The organism is Prevotella histicola, assembly GCF_055385135.1.
In genome coordinates, this window is the sequence record NZ_AP043793.1 from 1,277,672 (window position 1) to 1,303,148 (window position 25,477).

Here is a 25,477-nt window from a genome sequence, read left to right on the forward strand (position 1 = left end):
TTGTAACAGAAGTTCGTTAATCACCAGATTTATAGACACTTGTAATTCGTCGAACTAACGTTAATTTATAAAAAAGAACTATCTTTGTTATGTTGTATAATCAAAAAGCAGGTCAATGGATAAGATAAGATTAACACTTGTTCTGTTGGTAGTGGCAATAACGATCATTACGTGTATTCATCCGATTTATCCGAACGAACAGGTACTTCAGCATATTGGCACAGTATTGTTATTGATACCTCTGACTATTGATGTGTTCAGAAAAAGGCTACCCATGTCAGCCTTTATAGGGATCACTTGTTTTACAATCCTCCATGTAATAGGTGCCCGATATATTTATTCATACGTTCCTTACAAAGAGTGGGCAGTTTCATTAGGCATAATAGATGCTCACTTTTTCCACGACCCACGCAATCATTACGATCGGTTAGTACACTTTTCTTTCGGTGTATTCCTATTCCCTTATTTCGTTTATATTTGTAGGAAGTGGGTAAAACAACCATCATTTGTTGCTATTTTTATGGCTTGGCTGATGATTCAAACGGGTAGTATGATTTACGAATTATTCGAATGGTTACTAACAATCGTTATGACGCCAGATGCAGCTGACAATTATAACGGTCAACAAGGGGACATGTGGGATGCGCAGAAAGATATGGCTATGGCACTAGTGGGTTCTACAGGAATGTTTATTGTCTATATGTTGCGTTGTTTCATCACACATAAAAGATAAAGCAGAACCCTCCCAAAGTCTATTCATTTATTTACAAAAGAAGGTTCGTACACCAAGATATTACCCGAGATAAAGGTCACGTATCGGCACATACGGATAGCATCCGTGATGTTATTTATCCATAAACTCTTGGCAAATCAACCTTTTTTTCTTACCTTTACACCAAATTACAACAACGAAGATTATGAGTTACAACTTATTAAAAGGTAAAAGAGGTATTATTTTCGGGGCTCTTAACGAGAAATCAATTGCTTGGAAAGTTGCTGAGAAAGCAGTAGAAGAAGGTGCAACAATCACCTTGTCTAACACTCCTGTTGCAGTACGTATGGGTACTGTCAGTGCGCTGTCAGAAAAGCTTCACTGCGAGGTTATCCCTGCTGATGCTACTAATGTTGAGGACTTAGAGAATGTTTTCAAACGTTCAATGGAAATTCTGGGTGGCAAGATCGACTTCGTTCTGCACTCTATCGGTATGTCCCCAAACGTTCGTAAGCACCGCACATATGATGACTTGGACTACAAGTTGCTTGACACTACACTCGATATATCTGCTGTTTCATTCCACAAGATGATTCAGAGTGCCAAGAAGCTCGACGCTATTAATGAGTATGGTTCAATCCTCGCTCTGTCTTATGTCGCTGCCCAGCGTACCTTCTACGGTTACAATGACATGGCTGACGCCAAGGCTTTGCTGGAGAGTATTGCTCGTAGCTTCGGCTACATCTATGGTCGTGAGCACCATGTTAGAATCAATACCATTTCTCAATCACCAACCATGACGACTGCAGGATCTGGTGTAAAGGGTATGGATAAGCTCTTCGACTTCGCCGACCGTATGTCACCTCTGGGCAATGCCAGTGCTGATGAGTGTGCAGACTATTGCATCGTGATGTTCTCAGACCTCACTCGTAAGGTGACAATGCAAAACCTTTACCACGATGGTGGCTTCTCAAATGTAGGTATGAGTCTGCGTGCTATGGCTACATACGAGAAGGGACTTGATGAGTACAAGGACGAGAACGGTAATATTATCTACGGATAAAATAGCCCCTCCCCGAACCAACGGTCACTGACCGAAGGGAAGTAATGGGGGAAGGGAGACAAATAGAGGATGAGTAGAATAAAGGGGATTGTCTTTATAGATGTAATTCTCTACTTCCATCTAATGTAACTCCTCTTTATAAGCTTGTTGAGGAAGGTTATAAGAGAAATAATAAACGCTCCAGTAAGTTCTGACTTACTGGAGCGTTTTAGATTCCTTTATTTGGTATGTTGTTACTGTTGAACGCTATTTCTACTGAGACTATTATCCCTTATTCGAACCCAATAGACTCTTATCCATTACAAATCTGCTTTTATTTGATTCGCCATAATCCCATTTTCCTGTCACTACCGTCACCCCACAAATCCATATAACATATTGGTAATAAACATATTAGCACAGAGTGTTAAAAGTGACAGCAAATGAAGAATAAACTTTTGTAGTATATAGTTGATATTACTTCTTACCCCAATCCATTTATGAATCATACCAAACCATACGCGAATTTGTCTCCCTTCCCCCATTACTTCCCTTCGGTCAGTGACCGTTGGTTCGGGGAGGGTCGGGATGGAGCTTCTATTTCCTTCCAAAATCGGCAGGAATTTCTCCCCACTGTTTTGTCTCCCACTTAATAATGGGTGTGGTAACCTTATGCGTTCGAAGCCACTGTTCTGCACGTGCGATGACCTGATAAAGCTGTTCGGTTTTGGAATTACGTTCAAGTGTCGTCTTGCAATGTTTCTTATTTACCCACAAAATAGCATTATAAGAGTCACTGTAAATAACCTTATCTGTTATTCCTTGCTTCTCCATCAAAGCTAAAGCATGGACAATAGCAAGGAATTCACCAATATTATTCGTCCCCTGAACTGGTCCGAAATGGAACACTTGAGCCCCAGTCTGTAGGTCAACACATTGATATTCCATTGGTCCTGGGTTGCCGGAGCAAGCAGCATCGACAGCCCATGAAGGACAACGAACCTCCTTTGGTAGAGGGAGTACAGTATCATTGCGATATGAAGGTGGGTTTACAACAGCCCCCCTCAATCCCCCCGAAAGGGGGGAAGCCCCAGTCTGCTGTGGTTGGACACCTGACTGAGTGTTTGTTTGAGAACTCGTCTGTGTGTTTAGCTGACCACCACCAATTTGATCCGTATTATATGATTCTATTGCCATTATGGTCTTTTTAATCTTCTTGATAACTTCTTCTCGATGGTTAAAGATTTCTTCATTAGTGAATCGGATGACCCTATAACCCCATTGCTCAAGGTCACGAGTTCGTTCTTCATCCTTTATAATCTGTTCATCTCTAAAATGATACTTACCATCAATTTCAACAATAAGTTTATACTTAAGGTTAATGAAGTCGACAATATATTGTTTGATGACATGTTGTCTACGAAACTTGTACCCACTTTGTTTTCCTTTTAGGTATAACCAAAGTAGATTTTCTGCTTGTGTCGCGTATTGTCTGTTCTTGATAGCATTCGCTTTCAGCAGTTCATACTCTATCTCATCAGCCGTTTCGTAGATATACATAGTCTTAATCAAGAGCAAGGTTTATTTTTATCCACCTCACCCAATTAGTCTCCCTCCCCCTTCGGGGAGGGTCGGGGTGGGGCTTACATCCTCTCAGGCACTTCAATACCCAACAGAGCCATACCGTTCTTGATAACCTTAGCCACGTTCTTAGCAAGAACAAGACGGGTTATCTTCTCTGCATCAGAATCAGCATTGAGGATACTATAGTCATGATAGAACTGATTGAACTCCTTTGTTAACTCATAACAGTAGTTTGCAATACCACTTGGACTATAGTCAACACCAGCTTGAGCTACTGCTACACTGAAATCATTCAGCTTCTGGATGAGTGCTATTTCCTTCTCATTCAATGGTGCATCATCATTCAAGGTGTCTGGCAAGGTGATGTTCTGAGCCTCAGCCTTACGGAGAATACTACGGATACGAGCATAAGTATATTGAATAAATGGACCCGTATTACCATTAAAGTCAATTGACTCTTCAGGATTGAAGAGCATATTCTTACGTGCATCAACCTTCAGGATGAAGTATTTCAGAGCTCCCATACCTACAATGCGAGCTATTTCGTTCTTCTCTTCTTCGGTGATACCTTCCAATTTATTCACCTTATCCTCACTAAGTGTCTTGGCATTCTCAATCATTGATGCAACAAGATCATCGGCATCAACTACCGTTCCCTCACGGCTTTTCATTTTTCCGTTTGGCAATTCAACCATACCATAAGAGAAATGTACAAGGTCTTTACCCCATTTGAAGCCTAAACGGTCTAAGAGAATAGAAAGAACCTGGAAGTGATAGTTCTGCTCGTTACCTACAACATAGATCATCTTGTCGATAGGGAAATCATTAAAACGCATCTCTGCCGTACCGATATCCTGTGTCATATAGACCGATGTGCCATCTTTACGCAGCAGAAGTTTCTGGTCTAATCCCTCATTGGTCAGGTCAGCCCATACAGAATTATCGTCCTTACGGATGAAAAGACCCTTCTTCAAGCCCTCTTCCACCTTCTTCTTACCAACAAGATAGGTATTTGACTCATAGTAAATCTTATCAAAACCAACACCCAACGCTTTGTAGGTCTCATCAAAGCCAGCATATACCCAACTGTTCATCTTCTCCCACAAAGCACGTATCTCTGGGTCATTATTTTCCCATTTAACGAGCATCTCGTGTGCTTCCTTTATGAGTGGAGCCTCTTGTTCAGCCTTAGCCTTAGCTTCATCAGTTGTCATTCCCTCCTTCTCATACTGCTCCTGCAGCTGCTTACACTCCTCTTTGAAGTGCTTATCAAAGAGAACATAGAAATCACCTATCAAGTGATCACCCTTCTTACCAGCCTTCTCAGGTGTAATCCCATTTCCCCATTTGAGCCAAGCAAGCATTGACTTGCAGATGTGGATACCACGATCATTGACGATATTCGTCTTAACAACCTTGTTTCCATTAGCTTCCATGATCTGTGCCAATGACCAACCAAGCAGGTTGTTACGTACATGACCTAAGTGAAGAGGCTTATTAGTATTAGGTGAAGAGTATTCTATCATTACCAATGGACTATCATCTGTAACGCGCTTCTCACCGAACTTCTCGTCACCATTGATGTCATTTAGTAGTCCGACCCATGCAGACTGTGCTATAACAAGGTTGAGGAAGCCCTTTACAACGTTGAAGTCAGCCACTGCCTTACAGTTCTTCTTCAGGTATTCACCCAAATCCTGAGCAGTATCTTCTGGTTTCTTATGTGATGTTTTCAGTAATGGAAAGGTCACAAGTGTAAGGTTACCCTCAAAGTCACTACGTGTTTTCTGCAACTGAATCATCTTCTCAGGAACCTCTACTCCATATAAATCCTTGACAGCTGCAAGTGCAGCACTGGTAATTTGGTCTTCTATCTTCATCTTATATTTTCTTTTTATCTGACTGCAAAGTTACGGAAAATCAGTCGAATAATGGCAGGAGGGTTATGAAAAAGCATCAGCACAATTGATATACATGTTTTATTTTCTATAGTATTTGTTACTTCTTTTAAGATATATATACTATCTTTGCTAGTGATATAAATATTTAAAAGGTAAACATTATGCGTAAAAGTATTCAGAAATGGGCGTATGCCCTTGTGACTTGTGCCTTTGCACTGGCACTATGTGTTAGCTTTAGTGCTTGTAGCAGTGATGATGACAACAATGGAACAGATGGTATTGTCCCCGTTCTTTTCAGTGAATTTGATGGACACTATTCAGTTCTCTACCCATTGGGACTGACCAACGAATCTGTCTTTGTGAACATCTCAGAGACTTTAGCTGGACAGCAAATAGACTTAACCAAGCCAGGTGACTGGTCTGCTGGTGGATCATTCGTAGGTGGTGGACCTTATGAATATGATGAGCATTTCTTCCAAAATGGTAGCTATGTCTACCTTCGTAAAACTGGTGACCACGAGATTGAATTCCGCTTTAAGTATGTATGGAAAGATAAATCGGGAATCAAGACCAAGGAAGGAAGCTATAAAGGTAAGGTAACGATTCAAAAAGATATAATAGATAAGCTTCACCTACAAGGCTATACAGCAAATTAGAAATACATTACCAACAAGATAAAGACAGAGGATTACCAAGATAAGGTAAGCCTCTGTTTCCGTTTTACACCTATATAATATATCTATTCTATAAAGTTTTAGAAACCACTAAATACCTACTAGTAGGTATTGTCACAATAAATGGCAATATATATCTTTGCAAAGATTTTACAAACCAACTATAATTTATGAACAAGATCTTACTATTATTAGTGGTAATGTTGTGTTCAATTACCTCCATGGCACAAAGTACTGACGCTATGCTCTTTGGCGATGTGAAAGCAAAAGAAGGTGGACGACACCTTGCACACGCAGTCATCAGTATCAAAGGAACAAATCTCAAGACTCAATGTGATGGTACGGGACATTACAAAATAGGTAACCTTCCGGTAGGAAAGCAGACCGTTGTTGCTACACTTAGTGGCTATCAACCACAGGAATTAGAAGTGGAGATGGTTGCAGGGAAAGGTACTGAGGCTTATTTCGAGTTAGAGAAAGATCCTTTAGAACTAAGTCAAGTAGTAGTAACAGGTACACGAACGAGTCACTTTGTTAAAGATGTGCCTATCCGCACAGAGGTTCTGACATCACAAGCGATTACAAAAAAGAATGCCCAGAATCTTTACGAAGCACTTGAAGGAGTACCAGGAATACGTGTTGAACAGCAATGTCAGTTCTGCAACTTCTCGGAAGTACGCATGCAAGGGCTAGGAGCAGAACACACACAGGTACTTATTGACGGTGAACCCGTCTACTCTGGGCTTGCTGGCGTTTATGGTCTTCAACAGATCGGCACCAATGATATTGACCGATTAGAGGTTGTGAAGGGTGCTGGCTCAGCACTCTATGGTAGCAGTGCAGTAGCAGGAGCCATCAATATCATTTCTAAAGAGCCTACTTATGAACCCAGTGTCACTGGTGATGTACAATTTGGTAACTATGGATTCAAGAGCTATAAGGGGTCAGGATCTATGCGTTACAACAATATAGGACTGAGTGTTTTCGCTCAACGAACAGAGATGAAAGCTATTGATGAGACACAAGATGGACTGACACGTAATGAGGTAAAACACAAAGATGGTATTTCCGATCGTGTGAATGAAACTATGAACAACCTCGGTTTCAGCCTGTACTTCTATCAGCCATTCACCAAGAACGATAAACTTGTCATCCGTGGAAAAGCTATTGATGAGCAACGTTTCGGTGGAGTAATGACAAACGACCAATATCTGAACCCTTATACGGATGGGACAGAGAATATCAAGACTAACCGCCTATCGGGTGATCTAGCTTACACACTACCCATCGGTGCACACTCTGAATTGAACTTTGCTACAGCTTATGTCTATCATAAGCGACAGGCAACCAACGATACCTTCCTGCACGACTACATGGATTCTCACAAAGATCCTGCACATCCCGATGAGGATGGGGCTGAACCTGATGTCTCTATCATGCGCCCTTACATTGCTAAGGAGAACACCGTAACCCCTTCACTCACCTTTACATCCATCCTTGGTAAGCACACTTTGCTTACAGGTGTACAAGGTTACTTCACCCGTTTGCGTGAGACTGGACTCTATGTCATATCAGCCGAAGATGAAAAAACAAGTCCCTATTACGGTGTACCATACACTTCAATCGGTAAAAAGCATGCTAACGAGATTGGTTTCTTCATTCAAGACGAGTGGAATATAACACCAAAGCTGACAGTAGTACCAGGAATCAGAATTGATTCACATAGTTCGGGAGAAGAATATACGACGAGTGTAAAGGTATCAGACAGTGCCTTTCCAACAACAAAGTTCCGCAAGACTACCATCAATCCACGTCTTGCCGTTAAGTACGAGGTAACTCCATCGCTGATTCTCCGTGCAAATATTGGTACAGGTTTCCGTGCACCTTATGGATTCTCAGAGGACTTACACCTGTGTAGTGGTTCTCCACGTGTATGGAAATCGTCAAACCTGAAGGGAGAACGTGCCATCAGTTATAACTTCTCTGCCGACTATTACGGCAAGTGGTATCAACTAAGTATAAACCTCTTCCGCACTAATCTCAAGGATAAAATCCAGTTCTCACCTGCTGACGATGAGGTTAAGAAATTCGGTTATTCCTACCAATGGGAGAACGTTGACGATGCTTATGTACAAGGAGTGGAGTTAGGAGCTAAAGCATCGCTATTCCGCAACTTCACTGCCGGACTGAATTGGACATTCAATAAAGGTAAATTCAAACATGAACGTGCTGAATGGTCAGATCCTAACGACCCATCTGTACAAGAGTTCCCACAACGCTTACAGTATGCTAAAGACAGTCGCTATATCTCACGTTTCCCTGCTATGACAGGTGATATTGACCTTGATTACACTCCAGGCACGTGGTCATTCTCTGTGACAAGTTCTCTACAAGGTAAGATGTATATCGATTATAACTCTGACGATGATGGTAAGACATCAAAGATAAAGAAGACAAATACCTTCATGATATTCAACTGTCGGGCAGCTAAACGATTCGGCATGTGTACCGTTTATGCTGGTGCTAAGAATATCTTTGGCTACATTCAGGATGAAAAACATACTGACGATGCAGCCTTTATGTATGCTCCTGTTTATGGTGCAACATGGTATGTAGGACTAAGCGTAAAACTATAACCAATGTAACTAATCATATAACATTTCTCTTCAAACCGTATTGCCAGTGATGGCAATACGGTTTTTATTTTTTTTATAAACATAATAAGGATATGATTTCGGTATAATCCATAGCTTATTCTCTTAAGTATCACACGGTTTATAGCTGCTCTAAAAGCCCAAGTTAGTTTTTGTTTTAAGTTGCTGTCACTTTTAACATTTCGCATAATCGGCTTGTTATCAATGCGTTGTAACATAAGAAAGAGTGACAGGAGTGACAGGAAAATTAAAAACAGCAGTTCTTATGGTATTGCCCTAATAATACAGAGGGTGAGATACTTGCTTATTATGAAAAGAAAAAGGACATTCGAAGAGTTGTAATAAAGATTCATAAATTGGGGATAGCAGGTGGTCTTTGATACGGTAAAAGATGCCCTTTTGCATGGTAAAAGGTGCTCTTTTGAGGTGTGAAAGATGCCCTTTTGCACGGTAAAAGGGCACCTTTTAGAAGAGCTTTTGTAAGTCCTTGATAGAAAATGGTATACAAGTATGAATACTTTGCATACTTCCTGATTTTGTTGACACGCAGCTTCAATTCACTGTAAACATATTTTCGATTAGTTCGTAATTGTTCTGTGGTAGATGGAGAGACAGATAAGTTTACGTGAAACTGCTCTGGATAGTTTTATCATTAACTGCTGTATCCAATAACTATGAGTTTCCCCTTTTCCACCCGAGGACAAAAGCCGATTAAATACTATTCCTGAGTTTGCTGTCATTTCTGTCACTCCGTTATCGTCTTTAATCATCTGAATATAAACCTATTACACGAAGTGTTAAAAGTGACAGCAACTAAAAATAAAACTAAATTAGGGGTTTTGATGCTTCTCACTTGGTTACATTTACACACACAACGCACCCTATCCTTCTCCGTTTTCCCATGTTCTAAAGACTCATTTACAAAAGAAAGTTGTATATTTGCTTTTGAAAGTGGTATGCTCGGATTATCTATTCTTTTCAAAAAGAGAATAACCTTGACAGCATAGTCACGACAAAACACATAACACTGGGCGCCTGCAGGAATAAGTAAACCTTACATAAGGAAGTAAGTTCTACATAACGTTATTAACCATGAAATCGCATTTAGATTAACAATTGTCGACTTCAGACTGCACCAAGACTAAATCAGCAAGCTCTTTTGTGTTGGTTTACACTAAAGCTCCACGAAGTGGATAACTTCACTCTCTACCCTGCAACTTAACCCAAGCTCACATACTAACGAGGTAATAAAGCTGTGAATATGGTCCATTAGTTGTACGGACTCAGTCTATTCACGCAAAAGAAGGATACAAAAAAAGGAACCAGCTGGGTATTTCCAGTTGGTTCCTTTTTTATAAATCGTTCTGTCCTACTAAGAGACAGTAGAGAGTTAGTTTGCTTTTGTCAGCTTAATAATCTTGCAACCATGCATTGGGATGAGTGCTTCAACCTTATCCGTCACAGGACCTTCGTCTACATGCTTCCACATATCATGAGCCATCCAAGTGCCTGTAAGACCAATCTTAGAGAGCTCCAAAGAACGAGTTGCTGCAGCCTGGTCACGATTGAAGAGTCCAATAACCCATGAGCCATCCTTCATCTGACCGTACCAAATCTCACCATCAGTATTCCAAAGGTTACGTTCCAAAGGCTTACCAACGAAGCCTTCCTTATTCAATGCAAGCATTTCATCATTCTGGAAGAACTTCAAATCGGTTCCTGTAGGCATATCAGTTACAGAGATAGGACCACCAGCCATCAACGGAAGAGAGATAACAGACATCTTCTCATTGTCATCAGCATAGCTTCCGATACGGATAAAGTCGCCATCAAGACGGATCTTCTTGTGCCCTGAGATCTTTGACCAGTTAATGAAACCGTCGAAAGCGTTCTCAGAATTTGGCCAACCACCACGCAAACTACCACGTCCGTTATCAGAGAAACGATACCAAGTACCCTCGAGTGCGTCAGCATCAATACGTACCATGTTACCTGCATACTTCTCAATGATAGCATCATTACGTAAGTGAGGCATAACGAGTGAGACATAAATGCCATATTTCTGTGCATACTTATTCACCCACTGCATACCTTTCACGTAACGTTCGCGACCGAATCCCTTTCCGATGATGTCGTTATAGTTCATTCCATCCTCATACCATGAAAGGAAATCCATACGAATGAACTTTACCCCAAGGTCAGAATAATGTTTGAAGAAACCTTCAAAGAACTGTTCAGCACCTGGATGATCTGTCATAACCCATCCAAACTGGTCCTTACCTTCTGGATGTTTGATATCCTTATCCTTGGTAGGATCATAAGCCAGACTGCTTACTTTAATACCATCTGTTCCAGGAATAACAGCGTCAGGGTTAGTATAATGATACCAGAATGGATTATCATAAACACCAAGCTTTAATCCTTTGGCAGCTAACTTTGATACAATAGTAGACAATTCCACCTCTGGAGAAGAGTCACTTCTCTGTGTATGGCTGTATCGAGTCATGTATCCATTATCACCACTCATTGAAGCAAAGCCATCAGTAACAAGCATATCATAGCCATGTGCCTTAAGATTGGTTGCTACATAATCAATGGCTTGATCCCACATGTCTTCTGTAAAGATGTTTGGGAACGTTCCTGCCTTCTCCTGTGCACGCAGTTCGCCGTACACACTCCAGTATAATGGAGCATAATCCATACCCTCTGACTCAGCAAGAGGAGTAAGACCTATGGTTGGGTCAGTCTTATCAACACTCAGATCGCTGGTAACATCCCACTCGTTGCTATTACAACTCGTAAGTAAAGCAGCAAATGCCAAGCTTGCAAAAATATATTTCTTCATTGTTTTAATCTATCATAAGTAGTTAATAACTGGCAACCATATGATTCATCTTTCTGACTCCTATGTTCTACATGTGTGACACATATGTTCTACGAGCGTGACTCATATGAGTCAAAATCACAAAGCATATCTATCAAATGATTGCCAGTTGATAATATTATCGGATTCTGTTATGCACCCAGGTATTCTGCTTTAAGCTTCTTATTATTCAAATCGAGTGTCAGCTTGTACTTACCAGCCTTGGTAACCTTCCACTTTTTATCACCATAAGAAGCCTCTGTACCATAAGCAAGTGCATCGTTAGCAACACCATTCTCATTGATTTCAGTATCAGCTTCAGGGGCGAAGAAGTAAGGCTTATCGCTAGAGAAGCCTGACTTATCAAGCATGAACTTCATCTCACCTTCACTAAGTTGTACCTCAACAGAGAACAGATGATCACCCGTCTTTGTTACTTCTACTCCGTTATCGGTAACCCATCCTGCTGGTGTTGCACTACCTATCATATAAACAGTCTCTGTATCCCAAGGTGTAGCAGCTGGAGTTGGAGCAGCATCTGCAGTGAAGCTCTCAACCTTTATAGTATGGTTCGTAAGGTCGAAGACAATCTTGTAAGTACCTGCCTCAGTTACTTTCCACTTATTGTCAACACCACCTACTGTCATTCCGTTCTTTGCAACACCCTCATGGTTCACCTCACAATTAGGCTCTGGAGCCTGGATAAGGTTTGACCAAGCAGGAAGATCAGAATTGTTAGTAACGAGTTTGAACTCACCAACATTCAGATGTCCCTCATAAGTGAACTGCAATGGGTTATCAGATGTCTTTGTGAAACGCTCTGTACCAGCCTGCAGCTTTGTGTTCAAACCGTTGTTATCCCATCCATAAGGAGTAGCATCTCCTATGAATGACAACCATTCTGCAGCAATAGGCTCAACAGGGCCTTCGCCTTCATAAGCAGCAGAGATCTTACGGGTACGAAGATCAATTGTCAAGTTATAATAACCTGCCTGTGTAATCTTCCACTTATTGTCAGCACCTCCCTTACGAACATCGAAGCCACTACTTGCAACACCATTAGCATTGATCTCTGTATTGGCTTCAGGAGCATAAATAAAGGTAGCACCCCAATCACCTTTGGCAATAGGGAACTTCAACTCACCCACATTCAACTTACCATGATAAGTGAATATGAAGTTGTCGTTAGCATCCTTCGTCATCTCAAAAGGATTATCGATATTCCATCCAGCAGGTGTTGCATCACCTACCATATAAAGATGGCCGAGCTTCAGAGGTAACTCCTCTGTAATCACAACGATATCCTTATCATCATTACATGACTGGAATGTTGTTGACGCAAGAAGCGCCAACAATGCAAACATTCCATATTTCATTAATTTCTTCATTTCTACAATAGGGTTTTAGTCGTTAAACATTAATTGTAACCTGGGTTCTGCTTCATACCAGTATGAGTGTTCAAAATCTCTGTATGGAATGGGAATATCTCCGTGTGATTGTCAGCATCAGCATCCTTATCCCACCAAGCATTGCCAAACTTGCCAAAACGAATCAGGTCAATACGACGGCGACCCTCTGCAAAGAACTCACGTCCCCACTCTGCTAACATCTCTTTCATATCAAGAGTAGCAGCACCTTCTGGTGCATACAGAACTGTTGACCAGTCAGAAGAAGGATAGTTACGCTTACGAACTGAGTTTAACAACTTAGCTGCACCGGACGTATCTCCCTTGCGGAGCTTGCATTCAGCAAGGCTATAGATGATCTCAGGAAGACGAACCTCACAGTAATCAGCCTCGAACTGCTGATTCTCCTCATTGTCTGAGTACAGAGGATACTTAGCAAACATCCAACCAGAGTTGTCGTCTCCATCCTCAAGACGGCTAGCTGCCTTATCGAGCCACTTACTTCCATCGGTTCCACCGAACTTACCAACAGCGTCACGTAAGTCCAGAGTGTACTGGTCGTGGTGGTCTTTCAGATACTGTGTATTGCCATTATCATCAGTATACTGAATCTTACCAAAGATAAACATACCCTCACGACGACCGTTACCAAGGTTCTTATACATCTTCAGACGTACATCAGAAGGATACTTCTTGAACTGTGCTATAGGCATACCGAGCTCATAATTATACTTCTCACCCTTAGGATTATAACTTGGAGAAGCAGAATATTTAATGTTATGAGAACCTTCTCTGCTCTTAGTATCGTGTAACCAGTCATTAGCCTTTGAAGGAACTGACCACCAATACATGTCACCTTTGTAGTGCCAGTGGGTCTCTCCTGAACTTGGGAAGGCAAAGATTACCTCATCACAATTCTCATTATCCCAATCAAAAGCAGCATCCCAACGGTCAGCAACAGCATAAGTACCATACTTTCCGTCTACGATATCCTGTGCATACTGTTCAGCATCAGCAAAGTGATCTTCGCCAATATAGACCTTAGCATTCATATAAAGACGTACCAACAAAGCAGCTGCACCTGCCTGTGTCCACTGTCCTTCAAGTTTACCATTACCACCAAGAGATGTCTTCTTGGCCAACTCTGGGAGAGCTTCTTTCAGGTCTTTCTCAATAAAGTCAAATATCTCTTTTGGTGGGACTTGTTCTTTAGAGTTCTTTGATTGATCATAGAAGCTCTGTGACAAATAAATGTTGCGGAAAGCATCTAAAAGTCTTATATAGAACCAAGCACGTAAGACATGGTTCTGAGCTCTCAAATTTTTGAACTCATCCTCTGAGAAACCGAACTTGGAAGCAGACAGCTTATCAAGGTCTTCAATAACCTTGTTAGCCTGACCGATACCTTGATAGCATCCATTAAACTCTGACTGTGCCTCACCATTTGTCACAAGCCACTTGTGACGATGCAGACGTGCCCAACGTCCACCATCATCCCACCAGTCTCCACGAGTAGGAGTAATAAGTTGATCCGCAGACTCTTCGTTCAACACATGACGATTCTGGATACTCCAGAAACCATGCTCAAACGGACGAAGTACCGCACGAATAACATCATTTTTTGTATTATAATAGTTGTTTGATGCCACTTGGTCGTACAGTGTCTCACTAAGATCTGTACAGCTTGAGGCTGTCATAAGAGCCGCAGGCACTGCCAACAGTGCGGCATATTTATATAACTTATTCATTGTATTTCAATATCTAATGATTGAACAATTCTTTAGAAGTCAACCTGTAAGCCCAACAAGAACTGGCGTACTGATGGGTAGTAAGTACGAGAACCAGTAGCTCCTGGATCAAGGCCATTCAACTGATAGTTAGAAGGGTCAATACCTGAGAACTTAGTAATCGTAAAGAGGTTGCCTGCTGTTGCATAGATTCTTATAGAATCAATGTATTTCTTATTAAGATTCAATGTATAACCAAGACTTACAGAAGATAACTTCAAGTAGTCACCAGGCTCAAGGAAGTAGTCAGACACGATAGGATTCTGGCTAATAGCAAGGTTCTTACTATATGCCTTATCCATTACATTACCCTGGAAGTTCTTTGTTCCATAATAGAAGTCATGGATATTGAAGATATCAAAACCAAGAGCTGTCTGGAAGAACAGAGATGCATCAAAGTTCTTGTAACGGAAACTATGTGTCATAGAACCCGTGAACTGAGGCAGACCATTACCAACATACTGGCGGTCATCATCAGTAGCATTGTCTGCCAAGACCATATCGCCATTCTTATCATATACTATCCAACGACCTTGTGGGTCAATGCCTGCATACTTCCACATATAGAAGCTACCAACACGTCTACCTTCTTCAAGACGTTGTAAGGTATGGAATGGGTAAGGATCCTGTGTTGACACACGATCAACATAAGTAGCTTTTGCATATTCTCCATTTGAGAAGTGCACAAATTTATTACTCATTGTTGCACCAACAATGTTCAATGTATAAGAGAAGTCCTTCGTCTTAACAGCATTCCAAGTAATATCAAACTCGAAACCAGAGTTACGCATGGTACCAACATTCTCAAATCTTGTAGGGAACAAGTATGGTGGCATTGGTACTGGATAGTCTCCCAATAGATCCTGTTGGGTACGATTGTAATAGTTGAATGAACCATAAAGATTACCATTAAACAGAGCCCAGTCTAAACCTATATTCCAGTTCTTACCTTTCTCCCAATGCAAAAAACTATTGTCGTTTCTGGCTGGTCCCCACACTTGATAAGACTTACCATTATACATATAGTAGCCAAAGCCTGTCATTGTTGCTAGCGACTGATATGAACCAAAGCCCTGATTACCCGTTACACCATAGTCAGCACGGAGCTTCAAGTCTGTCAACCAACTCTTTGTCCCCTGCATGAAAGGCTCATCAGAGATACGCCAACCAGCAGAAACAGCAGGGAAATTACCCCACTTATGGTTTGCACCGAACTTAGAAGAACCCTCATGACGAAGAGAAGCTGTGAACATATAACGTCCCTTCCAGTCATAACTTACACGTCCAAAGAAAGAAATCAGCTTGTTATCATTCATATATGAGCCTAAACCAAGCTCATCTTTCTTCTTCATGAAAGAACCTGTACCAAGGTTGTTATCCTCAAGTGCATCATTAGGGAAGTCCTTGTTCTCCGCATTAAAGCCAGAAAACTTATTATACTGATAAGAATAACCCAACATTACCTTAAAGTTGTGATCACCAAAAGAGTTAGCATAATTGGTAATCCACTCCATACTCATCATTGATTCCTTGCTATAACTCTGACTTGCCTCACCTGTACGACCAGCATTGATAGCCAAAGTATTAGTAGATGGACGGAACCACTGGTTATAATTATCATACTGATGGTCAGCATAAGTCAACTGTGTAGTCAAAACTTGCTTACCAGGATTCTTCAACAAGAGTGGGAAAAGATTCAACTTAACAGTACCATCCCAGTCAATCAACTTAGTAGTACCTGTACTCTTTTCACGCTTTTCCATTTCAACAGGGTTATAAGCTGCAGCCTGACCCTTGAAATTATAATATTGTGTTGGGTTCTGTGGATCCCAAACAGGAGTTGTTGGATTCGCTTCTACTGCATTACGGAATACATCCCAGCTTGCATTCTTACGATAAGCGATACGTGGAGCAATATTCAAACCGAAAGTAATAAGACCACTTTTTGTCGTGTGATTCAAAGAAGCACGTGCACCATATTCTTCACGACCAGAGTATTTATCAATACCCTTTGCATCACGATAATCAACAGAAGCACGATAGTTTGATTTGATATTACCACCACTAAGGGTTAAAGTATGTACAGTACGTACGCCAACTCGGCTCACTTCCTTCATCCAATCAGTAGAACTACCAAGATCATAACCTGTACCTGATGCCAAACGATTAGCACGATACTCTGCAGCATTTAGCATATCGAGTTCTTTCTTAATAACATCGAATGCAACTGTTCCATTATAAGTAGTATGGAGATTACCATCACGTGCACCTTTCTTCGTTGTCACAAGGATAACGCCATTAGAGCCACGTGTACCATAGATAGCAGAAGCTGCACCGTCCTTGAGGACATCATAGCTCTCGATATCATTTGGATTGATGTTAGTGAGGTTACCACCTGGTACACCATCAATAACGATCAATGGACCTAAATCAGCTGCACGAGAAGACACACCACGTATCTGAATACTTGCTTGGTTGTTAGGATCACCTGCACCGGTATTGGTAATACTAACACTTGGCACTTTACCCTGAATCATCATAGATGGGTCAACACTTGCGACCTGGGTGAAATTCCTTGCAGAAACGTGTGAAATGGCAGAAGTCAATTCCTTCTTATCCATCGTACCGTAACCTACAACGACAACCTCATCAAGGTTTGCAGCATCTTCCTGCATCTTAATCTTGAAATCAGACTGACCGTTTACTGGTAAATCCTGTGTCTTGTAACCAACGTAAGTCACACGGATTCGAGATTTAGGACTTGATACAGACAGTGAGAAATTACCGTCGATATCTGTCACCACACCATTTTTGGTTCCCTGTTCCATGACTGTTGCGCCAATTACGGGCTCACCATTCTGATCAGTTACTGAACCTTTGACATTGAAATTTTGAGCAGCTACGTTCAAAGCACAGATAAGTCCCACCAAGATGGCAAGCACCTTACGCCATGAACTGTTCTCAGTTTGCAATGGTTTCATGATTGTTGTTTTAATTGATTTATGTTTTTAATATTTCTTGTCGCCGCCTTTTAAGAAGGCACTTTATTAAAAAAGTATCTGCAAAGATAACGAAAAAATCGCTTAAACATTAAAGAATATATAAAATCTCATGAAAGTATAAACACTTATCGTTGATTTTCAGTGGGTTATCTATTTATTTATACAAGTTAATATAAGACCTATAACATGGTATTCTCATCCTTTTCAGATAACCCAAAAGAACCTCAAATGTTAAAAACAACTATCCTATAAATACGACTTTTTATAAAATCACAAAGCAAATGTAATCATTCCTCACTTGCTAATTACGCTATATAAATCGAGAGAAAGGGGTACAAACACTGTGAAAAACTCTCCATCAAATCATCATCTCTCTGCCCAATCACTTCTATCAAGGTTTCTGTAACCAATAGCCTCTGCTATATGTTGTACGAGAACCGTCTCAGAACCATCCAAATCTGCGATGGAACGGGCAACTTTTAAGATTCTATTGTATGCTCGAGCAGACAGTTTCAACCGTTCCATAGCGTCACGTAACAGTTGCACAGAGGCTGCATCAGGTTCGGCAAATTCATGAATCATCCGTTCAGACATCTGCGCATTACAATGCACATTACGATAGTTGCGGAAACGTTCTGTTTGTATTGCACGTGCACTGATGACCCTTTCGCGTATTTTCTCACTTGTTTCACCGGGTGTTGCCTGTGATATATCCTTAAAAGGAAGTGGTGCTATCTCACATTGTATGTCTATACGGTCCATAAGAGGTCCCGAAATCTTTGCCAAATACTTCTGAATCTGTCCAGGAGTACAGACACAATGATGTGTTGGATCAGCGAAATAACCACATGGACAAGGGTTCATACTTGCCACAAACATGAAGCTACAGGGATAAGTCACGGTGTATTTTGCACGCGAAATAGTAATCTGTCTGTCCTCTAAGGGCTGACGCAGAACCTCCAAAGTGTGCTTATTAAATTCGGGAAGCTCATCACAGAAGAGCACACCATTATGTGCAAGCGTTATCTCACCAGGCATGGGATTAGCTCCTCCACCAACAAGAGCTACCTCAGAGATTGTATGGTGTGGACTACGGAACGGTCTTTGGGTTATCAATCCAGTATCTCTGCTTAGCTTTCCTGCTATGGAATGAATCTGTGTTGTCTCCAGACTTTCTGATAAAGACAGAGGAGGAAGGATAGAAGGAAGGCGTTTTGCCATCATACTCTTTCCACTTCCAGGTGGTCCAACCATAATAAGATTATGTCCACCTGCCGCTGCTACCTCAAGTGCACGCTTGACATTCTCTTGCCCACGTACGTCTGCAAAGTCAAGATCAAAGGCATACTGATGTTCATAAAACTCCTTACGCGTATCTACAAAACAAGGTTCTACGCTTGCAGAGCCATTCAGAAAGTCTATCACTTGTAGGATATTCTCCATTCCATAAACTTCCAACGTATCCACAACAGCAGCCTCATGCTCATTTGCTTTCGGGACAATGATACCCTTAAACTTCTCTGCTCGCGCCTTAATAGCTATTGGTAAGATTCCTTTTACTGGCTGTAATGTACCGTCAAGACTCAACTCCCCAACAAGCATATAGTCTCGAAGAAGGTCGTTACTCATCTTTTCATTAGCTGCCAAGATGGCTATTGCCAACGGAAGATCAAAGCTTGAGCCTTCCTTTTTCAGGTCTGCAGGTGCGAGATTAGCTGTAATATCCGCAACAGGAAACTTATATCCATTGTTCAAAAGAGCAGCAGCGATACGGTCATGACTTTCCTTTACCGCACCATCAGCAAGGCCGGTAAGATGAAACAACACGCCACGTGTGATACTTACTTCGACTGTTACGGTGGTAACCTCCATGCCATTAACAGCCGCACAGAATGTTTTTACAAGCACGTTATTGGTTTTTAGTCTATGCTATAACGCTGACGAACAGTATTAGCAGTAATGCCCCGCTCAATAATCTTGCCATTACGAACAACGATATTATCGGGTACTGTTGTGAGTCCAAAGGTCTTCAAAAGTGGAGTACTAAGCATTTTACCATCGCAAACATTAGGGAACGTAATGTCATCGTTCTTCAATGCCTGCCGAACTTCCTTAGGATTAGCATCCACACTTATCCCCAAGGCTGCTATCTTGCCAGCTTTTACCGCATCATTGAGTGCACGTTGGAAGTCAAGGCTCTCATAACTCCATGCTGCCCACGTGCTGATGATAATGGTTTGATTAGCCAATGTAGCATTGTTTATCAGCTTTCCATTGACATCCTTAGCTGTGAAATTAGGTAATTTATCACCTACTCTCAATGTGCCCAACCCACTTATTTGTCGTTGCAAGCGACCCAAGGTCACGTTTCCAGGTTGTTCTTTAAGAAGAATCTTCAGTAAATTAGCCGCCTGTTTATAGTCTGGTGTCTCCGTCTGAATGAGATAACGATTCAGCAAATAGACACTAACAGTCGACTCTGGATGATCTTTAATAAATTGTATAGCATACTTCAATTCATCAGGAGGTGACGAATTGGCTATTTGTTTTCTGAATTTTGTCATGAGTTCGTTATCATCCGTACCCTTCACCTCCATCTCTTTCAAGTGAGAAGCATCTGCTTTCACTTCTACAGAGCCACCCGACTCAGCGAAGATGGGCTGTACAGAATAGTTTGGGAAGATGATAACAAGTGTAGCAGGTTTGCTACAAGGAATCTCATATGCAAAGCGACCAGCCTCAATCTTAATGGTATCCAATCCATCTATACCACCGTCAGGACTATAAACATACAGTTCGCCTTGGTTCATGTGCAAGAAACGTCCTTCCATCTTGAAGTGACCACTACGTGTACCACAAGAGATTAATATCAAAACGAGTAACAGGAAGAGTACTATTCGCTTCATGCGCATAGAGATTTAAGAAGAAAGTGCCGCGAGCGGGACTCGAACCCGCACAGCCATTACTGGCCAAGGGATTTTAAGTCCCTCGTGTCTACCAATTCCACCATTGCGGCAAACCGTCTGCAAAGATAAGGCTAAATCTCCAAACTGGCAAAGGTTTTACAAAGTTTTTTGATTCTTACAAGGCTTATTTTACTATAATCTCATCAATAAAAGGGTGAAGAACATAGGATAAAACAAGGTGTGGTAAGGGATAAAAGTGGGGAGAATGAGAATGAAGGAAAGGACTGATAATGTACAATAAAAGTCAGAGTGCTTTTTAATAGATGCTCTTTTGCATTGTAAAAGACGCCCTTTTGCAATGTAAAAGATGCCCTTTTGACATGCAAAAGGTGCCCTTTTAGAACGTAAAAGGGCACCTTTTAAAACTCGTTTTGTAACTCTTTGAAGAACAATAGATTACAAACTCTAAAAAATAGTAATCCTATCATATTTCAATAACAGTAGATTCGAAATATGTAAAGCTATTTCATACTGTTCAACCCACCCTATAACGTTATGTACTTACGGACGAAGAAGGATAGCATCCATCCTGAAGGAACTAATTGACCACCAATATTCCAAACGGACCTGTACTTGTTCCGCGATAGCGTATCAGCTTTCTACCTGGCTGACCTGTCACAATATTCCCTCCAGTATTCAGATTATAGCTTCGTTTACAGTTGGAACATGTTGCAATACCAGTACCGTTTATCTTTAGTTCATACGGACGTTGGGGTATCGCATCGGGATGATAACAATTCGGACATTGCAGGTCGTAAGCAAAGAACACTGCTGGATTATCAAGATTTCCATAACCAACAATAAGCCCATTGTTCATCCCCACATGTCTCCAACTTTCTAATTTGAGGTCTATAGCATCAAACCATACTGGTGAAGAGGACTTCAATCCCTGGTTATTTTCAAATGAAAAACTATATCGACCACTGACATAAGCATACTTAATAATACAGAACACACCTGGAGCTTGTGGGTTCAGTGCTGTTGACAATACAGCATCCTGATGTGTATCATTGTGGAAATTGAAGTATGGATGATAATCACTATACTCGTAATCAAAGCTATCACCGCAGGATGTTACCAACAGTGTAGCTATAAAGAACAGGAAATAAAACAATCTTTTCATACTGATCATTCTTTCTTTGGCAGTCTTTACACTGCTTTTCTCACCTTGTTAAAAGCCAAGATGGCTAACATTAGCGTCATCAAAGTCCGTATACTGTCACCCCAAAGGAGTTCTATAGTCCCTTTATACGTATGACTTCGATGACCATTTACCTTAAATAAACCTAACTATACCTCCATACCTACCTGCGCATAGGCGTCCCTGAAGGGCGGTTCTGAGGTTCCGAGACGGTTCTTTTTGTCTACTCAAACGGAATCATTGCCAGTGCATCAGCTATCTTTTCGATACCTTCTTGCAAAGGTTTTGATACCATTCCTTTTGCAAAGAACGGGATATCAGCATCTATTGTCAGCTTCATTTTCGATGAATTGTCGCTAACTGGCAGTATCTGAATCCAAAAGTTGAATGACAACGGAGAGTTCTCACTCTCAAATTTTATGGTTTTTGGCTCATCACGCTCAATGATACGCATAGAGATTTGTCCCACAGGATCAACGCTGATAGAAAGAGAATCCTGATCAAAGGTAAGGTTTTTCAGTTTGTCTTTCACCTTATCCATATCTGCATTCCCCGTATCTCCATCAGGCAAACGGTCCTTTAAGCGTTGTACATTGCTCATATCGCTTAAAGTATTATAGACGCTTTGTTGTGAATGGGGTATCTGTTTTACACTACTTTCAAACTTAGTCATATCGCTTTATATTTAGAAAAGTTAAAGAAACGAGAGGAGTTTACACAAAAAAGGAGCCATAGGAGTTACAGCCAACAGCTCTTTCAGCATATTGACGGAAGGAGATTGCCACGATATTCAGCATAAAACTCCTCCTGAAAGAGTATTGTCTTTAATTCCTATAACTCCTTTAGCTCCTGTAAATCCCTTCAAATTACATGTCTTTCTTCCAGTTCGCAGGGTCCTTACGCCACTCATGTAGCATCGGAACATCGGTCTCTTTGATGTAACCTGTCTCAAGAGCTTTCTCTACGACATGCTCATAATCTGTCAAAGTAACCAACTTCACACCTGCTTCACGGAATGCTTCTTCAGCTACAGGGAAGCCGTAAGTGTAAGAAGCAACCATACCTACGACTTCAAAACCTGCTTCACGAAGGGCTGCTACTGCCTTTAATGAAGAACCACCTGTTGATATAAGGTCTTCCACAACAACCACTTTTGCACCCTGAGGAAGCTCACCTTCAATCTGATTTTTCATACCATGATCCTTTGGTTTTGGGCGAACATAAGCATAAGGAAGTGCCAGTTCGTCAGCCACCAACATACCTTGAGCTATTGCTCCTGTAGCAACACCAGCCACAGCTGTAGCCTCTGGGAAGTTCTTCAGTACTGCATGAACAAGCTCTAACTTAACAAATGAACGCACATCATGGAACGATAGCGTCTTACGGTTATCACAATAGAAAGGTGATTTCCAGCCACTTGCCCACGTAAAGGGATCGTTTGGCTGCAACTTGATAGCTTTGATACCGAGCAATTTGCCCGCAAAGACCTTCTTTAAATCTTCCATTTTGACAGTATTTTATTATAATATAAGTGCAAACTTAAGCATTTTTTCTGAGATTTATTGGTATGATACATGAAAAAAGGCTGTTAAGTTCTGTTTAGGATATAATCATTTAGGATTATTTTAGTTGGATATCGTCATGTATAACACTTCGTTACATATTCTTGGCAAAGCCCAATGAGAGTACACTAACCTTCACATTATCCCCTCGTAGGACTTCCTTGGCTGCAGCAGTGAGCGTTGCACCAGAGGTAATAATATCATCAATGAGTAGGATATGCTGGTGACTGACAGCCCCAGCATCAACAAGTCGAAAGGCTTTCTCTACGTTTTCATTACGCTGCCAACGGTCTTTCTTTGTCTGACTACCATAGAAAGTAACACGTTCCAAGGCTCTTTCCAACAATGGAAGACCTGTCACAGAGCGTATACCACGGGCTATTTCAACACTCTGATTATACCCTCTTTGTCGCTGACGTTGCGTTGTCAATGGTACAGGAAGTAAGGTTGTGATACCTTCGAAGAATCCTTCTATGGCAAACTCTTCGGCAATCATCTGCCCAAGTTGTTCCCCAATCTCAGCGTGTCCACCGTATTTCAACCGATAAATAAGCCTACTTGTATCGGAATGTGGCTTATAAAAGAAGAAAGATGCAGCCCGTTCGATGGGTATTCTACCCCAGAAAAGACGTGCAAGGTCGTTATCATAAGCTGACGAAGCATACCCTGTACGGGGCAAAAAGAGGTTACAATGTCCACAGATAACCTCCTCCGACACAGCCAGACGCTTACCACACATCACACAAGAACGTGGTGCTAAGGTGTCAAGGATACGAGAAAGAAAACTAATCGTCCTCTCCATCATCAACAAAGTCTATACTGTCATCAGCCTCAACGACCCCTTCGTCAATACATTTCCGTATCAAATCTATCGTAAACCCACGTCCCATAGCAAACTTTATGAGCTTCATGGAACGTTCATAGTCGCTCTCTGCTTTTATAGTTGGATACTTACTCGCTAACAAAGGGCGCAGAACTTCCAAGTATTCTTCATCTTCTACAGCGTCAAGCACGGGGGTTGAGATACTATTGTCTACCCGTTTCTGCCATAAAGCCTGCTCTATCTTCCTTCTACCCCACCTATTATAGCGTATCTTATCATGTACAAAGAACTCCGTATAACGTGCATCATCAATGTACTTCATCGTGGTGAGCTTCTCCATAATACGTGCTTGAGCATCTTCAGACAGCCCCCATTTACGCATTTTCTCTAACATTTCACCAGAGCAATGCTCACCTTTAGCACACAGATCGGCAAGTTTCTTCAAAGCTTGTGGCTCTAACATGGGTCGTTTTTGTATCATGATCGGGTGGCTTTTACGAACCGTTGCTTACCAAACTGGTCGGTTCTAAGTTCTACATGTGTATAATTTAATGCCTCAAGCATAGCTTTCACATTATTAATATAGAGTGGGTTGGCCTCAATATAAAGTGTTCCTCCACTGTATAAAGCCTTTTCTCCATACTCTGCAATAACCCTATAGAAGCGCAAAGGGTCATCATCTGGTACGAAAAGTGCCGTTTCCGGCTCGTACTTCAGCACGTTTTCTGCCATATCCGTACGTTCTTTATCACATATATAAGGAGGATTGCTGACGATAATATCAAACTTCAGTTGTTCTGCAGTAGCCGAAAGATGAAGCACATCCTCCATCATCAACTCCACATGTGCACCCCATTGATGCATATTCTCACGTGCAATGAGCAACGCATCAGCTGATATGTCCCACGCTGTAACGGCAGAATTATACAAGTCCAAGGCCAGTGTAACAGCTATACAACCACTACCCGTCCCCACATCCAGCACCCGTAGTGGGACAGGAGGTTGCAAAGCGCAATAAGGATGATTGTAGTCTGCTTCTATCCAACGGCACAATTCTTCAGTTTCCGGGCGAGGTATCAACACACCTGGGGCTACATGGAAAGCCCTACCACAGAAAAACTCACGTCCAAGAACATACTGTACAGGCTCAGAACGCTCTAAACGGAGCATGATTTTATCTAATTCAGCAACGTCTTCTCGCGATAATTCATTAACTTTGCCTGTATAAATATCAGTCAGTGTGATGCCAAACTGTGCATCAAGCACCATCCGTATGATGGCTTGCGCCTCACGTTCTTCATACAAAGGGATGAGTCTTTGCCATAATTCTTGGTATGTCATAACTGCAAAGATAGGAAAT

Annotated in this window: 18 protein-coding genes and 1 tRNA gene; 4 read left to right on the top strand and 15 right to left on the bottom strand. The window is 41.4% G+C overall.

The annotated features are described in order from the left end of the window. Positions 1–115: 115 nt before the first annotated feature. The gene (locus ACZ48L_RS05325) at positions 116–733 is read left to right on the top strand and encodes a DUF2238 domain-containing protein (protein WP_025791743.1); all 618 of its coding nucleotides are present in this window, start codon (positions 116–118) and stop codon (positions 731–733) included. 184 nt (positions 734–917) lie between these two features. Further along, positions 918–1,775 (top strand): enoyl-ACP reductase FabI, encoded by an 858-nt coding sequence (locus ACZ48L_RS05330; protein WP_008824207.1) that lies wholly within the window; start codon positions 918–920, stop codon positions 1,773–1,775. Between the two features lie 576 nt (positions 1,776–2,351). On the opposite strand, the gene ACZ48L_RS05335 is transcribed toward ACZ48L_RS05330, so the two are convergent. Together ACZ48L_RS05335 and argS are read right to left on the bottom strand one after the other, a co-directional pair. Then, complete coding sequence (locus ACZ48L_RS05335) at positions 2,352–3,314, bottom strand: DUF559 domain-containing protein (RefSeq protein WP_219449994.1); 963 nt, start codon at positions 3,312–3,314, stop codon at positions 2,352–2,354. 83 nt (positions 3,315–3,397) lie between these two features. Beyond that, positions 3,398–5,218: an arginine--tRNA ligase gene (argS, locus tag ACZ48L_RS05340; RefSeq protein WP_025791740.1), complete on the bottom strand. Its 1,821-nt coding sequence runs from the start codon at positions 5,216–5,218 to the stop codon at positions 3,398–3,400. A gap of 182 nt (positions 5,219–5,400) precedes the next feature. Here argS and ACZ48L_RS05345 point away from each other — a divergent pair, with 182 nt between their 5' ends. Next, positions 5,401–5,895, top strand: a complete 495-nt coding sequence (locus ACZ48L_RS05345; protein ID WP_025791739.1) for a hypothetical protein — start codon at positions 5,401–5,403, stop codon at positions 5,893–5,895. A 188-nt stretch (positions 5,896–6,083) separates the two neighbouring features. Next, entirely contained in the window at positions 6,084–8,549 is a 2,466-nt protein-coding gene (locus tag ACZ48L_RS05350) for a TonB-dependent receptor (protein WP_025791738.1), read from the top strand. 1,408 nt (positions 8,550–9,957) lie between these two features. On the opposite strand, the gene ACZ48L_RS05355 is transcribed toward ACZ48L_RS05350, so the two are convergent. From ACZ48L_RS05355 to prmC, 13 genes are all read right to left on the bottom strand, one after another. Further along, positions 9,958–11,412: a signal peptide-containing protein gene (locus tag ACZ48L_RS05355; RefSeq protein WP_025791736.1), complete on the bottom strand. Its 1,455-nt coding sequence runs from the start codon at positions 11,410–11,412 to the stop codon at positions 9,958–9,960. A 170-nt stretch (positions 11,413–11,582) separates the two neighbouring features. Then, positions 11,583–12,818, bottom strand: a complete 1,236-nt coding sequence (locus ACZ48L_RS05360; protein WP_008824197.1) for a SusF/SusE family carbohydrate-binding protein — start codon at positions 12,816–12,818, stop codon at positions 11,583–11,585. 29 nt (positions 12,819–12,847) lie between these two features. After that, positions 12,848–14,584, bottom strand: a complete 1,737-nt coding sequence (locus tag ACZ48L_RS05365; protein ID WP_025791735.1) for a RagB/SusD family nutrient uptake outer membrane protein — start codon at positions 14,582–14,584, stop codon at positions 12,848–12,850. Between the two features lie 32 nt (positions 14,585–14,616). Then, positions 14,617–17,604: a SusC/RagA family TonB-linked outer membrane protein gene (locus tag ACZ48L_RS05370; protein WP_008824195.1), complete on the bottom strand. Its 2,988-nt coding sequence runs from the start codon at positions 17,602–17,604 to the stop codon at positions 14,617–14,619. A 387-nt stretch (positions 17,605–17,991) separates the two neighbouring features. Further along, positions 17,992–19,533 carry a YifB family Mg chelatase-like AAA ATPase gene (locus ACZ48L_RS05375; RefSeq protein WP_278785526.1) on the bottom strand — a complete coding sequence of 514 codons (1,542 nt, stop codon included), beginning with the start codon at positions 19,531–19,533 and terminating at the stop codon, positions 17,992–17,994. An 11-nt stretch (positions 19,534–19,544) separates the two neighbouring features. Further along, positions 19,545–20,531 carry a DUF4369 domain-containing protein gene (locus ACZ48L_RS05380; protein WP_025791734.1) on the bottom strand — a complete coding sequence of 329 codons (987 nt, stop codon included), beginning with the start codon at positions 20,529–20,531 and terminating at the stop codon, positions 19,545–19,547. A 24-nt stretch (positions 20,532–20,555) separates the two neighbouring features. Next, a tRNA-Leu gene (locus ACZ48L_RS05385) sits at positions 20,556–20,641 on the bottom strand. Between the two features lie 488 nt (positions 20,642–21,129). After that, a complete protein-coding gene (locus ACZ48L_RS05390; RefSeq protein WP_025791733.1) occupies positions 21,130–21,714 on the bottom strand; it encodes a hypothetical protein in 585 nt (194 codons plus the stop codon). 241 nt (positions 21,715–21,955) lie between these two features. Beyond that, complete coding sequence (locus ACZ48L_RS05395) at positions 21,956–22,405, bottom strand: SRPBCC family protein (protein WP_025791732.1); 450 nt, start codon at positions 22,403–22,405, stop codon at positions 21,956–21,958. Between the two features lie 193 nt (positions 22,406–22,598). Continuing rightward, a complete protein-coding gene (pyrE, locus tag ACZ48L_RS05400) occupies positions 22,599–23,237 on the bottom strand; it encodes an orotate phosphoribosyltransferase (protein ID WP_008824190.1) in 639 nt (212 codons plus the stop codon). A gap of 151 nt (positions 23,238–23,388) precedes the next feature. Beyond that, a complete protein-coding gene (locus ACZ48L_RS05405) occupies positions 23,389–24,096 on the bottom strand; it encodes a ComF family protein (protein WP_025791730.1) in 708 nt (235 codons plus the stop codon). Next, positions 24,080–24,598, bottom strand: a complete 519-nt coding sequence (locus ACZ48L_RS05410) for a regulatory protein RecX (RefSeq protein WP_025791729.1) — start codon at positions 24,596–24,598, stop codon at positions 24,080–24,082. The genes ACZ48L_RS05405 and ACZ48L_RS05410 overlap by 17 nt, the downstream gene beginning before the upstream one ends. Beyond that, positions 24,595–25,458 carry a peptide chain release factor N(5)-glutamine methyltransferase gene (prmC, locus tag ACZ48L_RS05415; protein WP_025791728.1) on the bottom strand — a complete coding sequence of 288 codons (864 nt, stop codon included), beginning with the start codon at positions 25,456–25,458 and terminating at the stop codon, positions 24,595–24,597. The genes ACZ48L_RS05410 and prmC overlap by 4 nt, the downstream gene beginning before the upstream one ends. Positions 25,459–25,477: the final 19 nt, after the last annotated feature.

What these genes read in the sequence shown, in the direction of transcription:
- pyrE (WP_008824190.1), bottom strand. Translation starts at nt 23,237, where the DNA reads ATGGAAGATTTAAAGAAGGTCTTTGCGGGCAAATTGCTCGGTATCAAA.
- ACZ48L_RS05365 (WP_025791735.1), bottom strand. Translation starts at nt 14,584, where the DNA reads ATGAATAAGTTATATAAATATGCCGCACTGTTGGCAGTGCCTGCGGCT.
- argS (WP_025791740.1), bottom strand. Translation starts at nt 5,218, where the DNA reads ATGAAGATAGAAGACCAAATTACCAGTGCTGCACTTGCAGCTGTCAAG.
- ACZ48L_RS05345 (WP_025791739.1), top strand. Translation starts at nt 5,401, where the DNA reads ATGCGTAAAAGTATTCAGAAATGGGCGTATGCCCTTGTGACTTGTGCC.
- ACZ48L_RS05335 (WP_219449994.1), bottom strand. Translation starts at nt 3,314, where the DNA reads ATGTATATCTACGAAACGGCTGATGAGATAGAGTATGAACTGCTGAAA.
- ACZ48L_RS05405 (WP_025791730.1), bottom strand. Translation starts at nt 24,096, where the DNA reads ATGGAGAGGACGATTAGTTTTCTTTCTCGTATCCTTGACACCTTAGCA.
- ACZ48L_RS05325 (WP_025791743.1), top strand. Translation starts at nt 116, where the DNA reads ATGGATAAGATAAGATTAACACTTGTTCTGTTGGTAGTGGCAATAACG.
- prmC (WP_025791728.1), bottom strand. Translation starts at nt 25,458, where the DNA reads ATGACATACCAAGAATTATGGCAAAGACTCATCCCTTTGTATGAAGAA.
- ACZ48L_RS05380 (WP_025791734.1), bottom strand. Translation starts at nt 20,531, where the DNA reads ATGAAGCGAATAGTACTCTTCCTGTTACTCGTTTTGATATTAATCTCT.
- ACZ48L_RS05360 (WP_008824197.1), bottom strand. Translation starts at nt 12,818, where the DNA reads ATGAAGAAATTAATGAAATATGGAATGTTTGCATTGTTGGCGCTTCTT.
- ACZ48L_RS05370 (WP_008824195.1), bottom strand. Translation starts at nt 17,604, where the DNA reads ATGAAACCATTGCAAACTGAGAACAGTTCATGGCGTAAGGTGCTTGCC.
- ACZ48L_RS05330 (WP_008824207.1), top strand. Translation starts at nt 918, where the DNA reads ATGAGTTACAACTTATTAAAAGGTAAAAGAGGTATTATTTTCGGGGCT.
- ACZ48L_RS05350 (WP_025791738.1), top strand. Translation starts at nt 6,084, where the DNA reads ATGAACAAGATCTTACTATTATTAGTGGTAATGTTGTGTTCAATTACC.
- ACZ48L_RS05395 (WP_025791732.1), bottom strand. Translation starts at nt 22,405, where the DNA reads ATGACTAAGTTTGAAAGTAGTGTAAAACAGATACCCCATTCACAACAA.
- ACZ48L_RS05390 (WP_025791733.1), bottom strand. Translation starts at nt 21,714, where the DNA reads ATGAAAAGATTGTTTTATTTCCTGTTCTTTATAGCTACACTGTTGGTA.
- ACZ48L_RS05355 (WP_025791736.1), bottom strand. Translation starts at nt 11,412, where the DNA reads ATGAAGAAATATATTTTTGCAAGCTTGGCATTTGCTGCTTTACTTACG.
- ACZ48L_RS05410 (WP_025791729.1), bottom strand. Translation starts at nt 24,598, where the DNA reads ATGATACAAAAACGACCCATGTTAGAGCCACAAGCTTTGAAGAAACTT.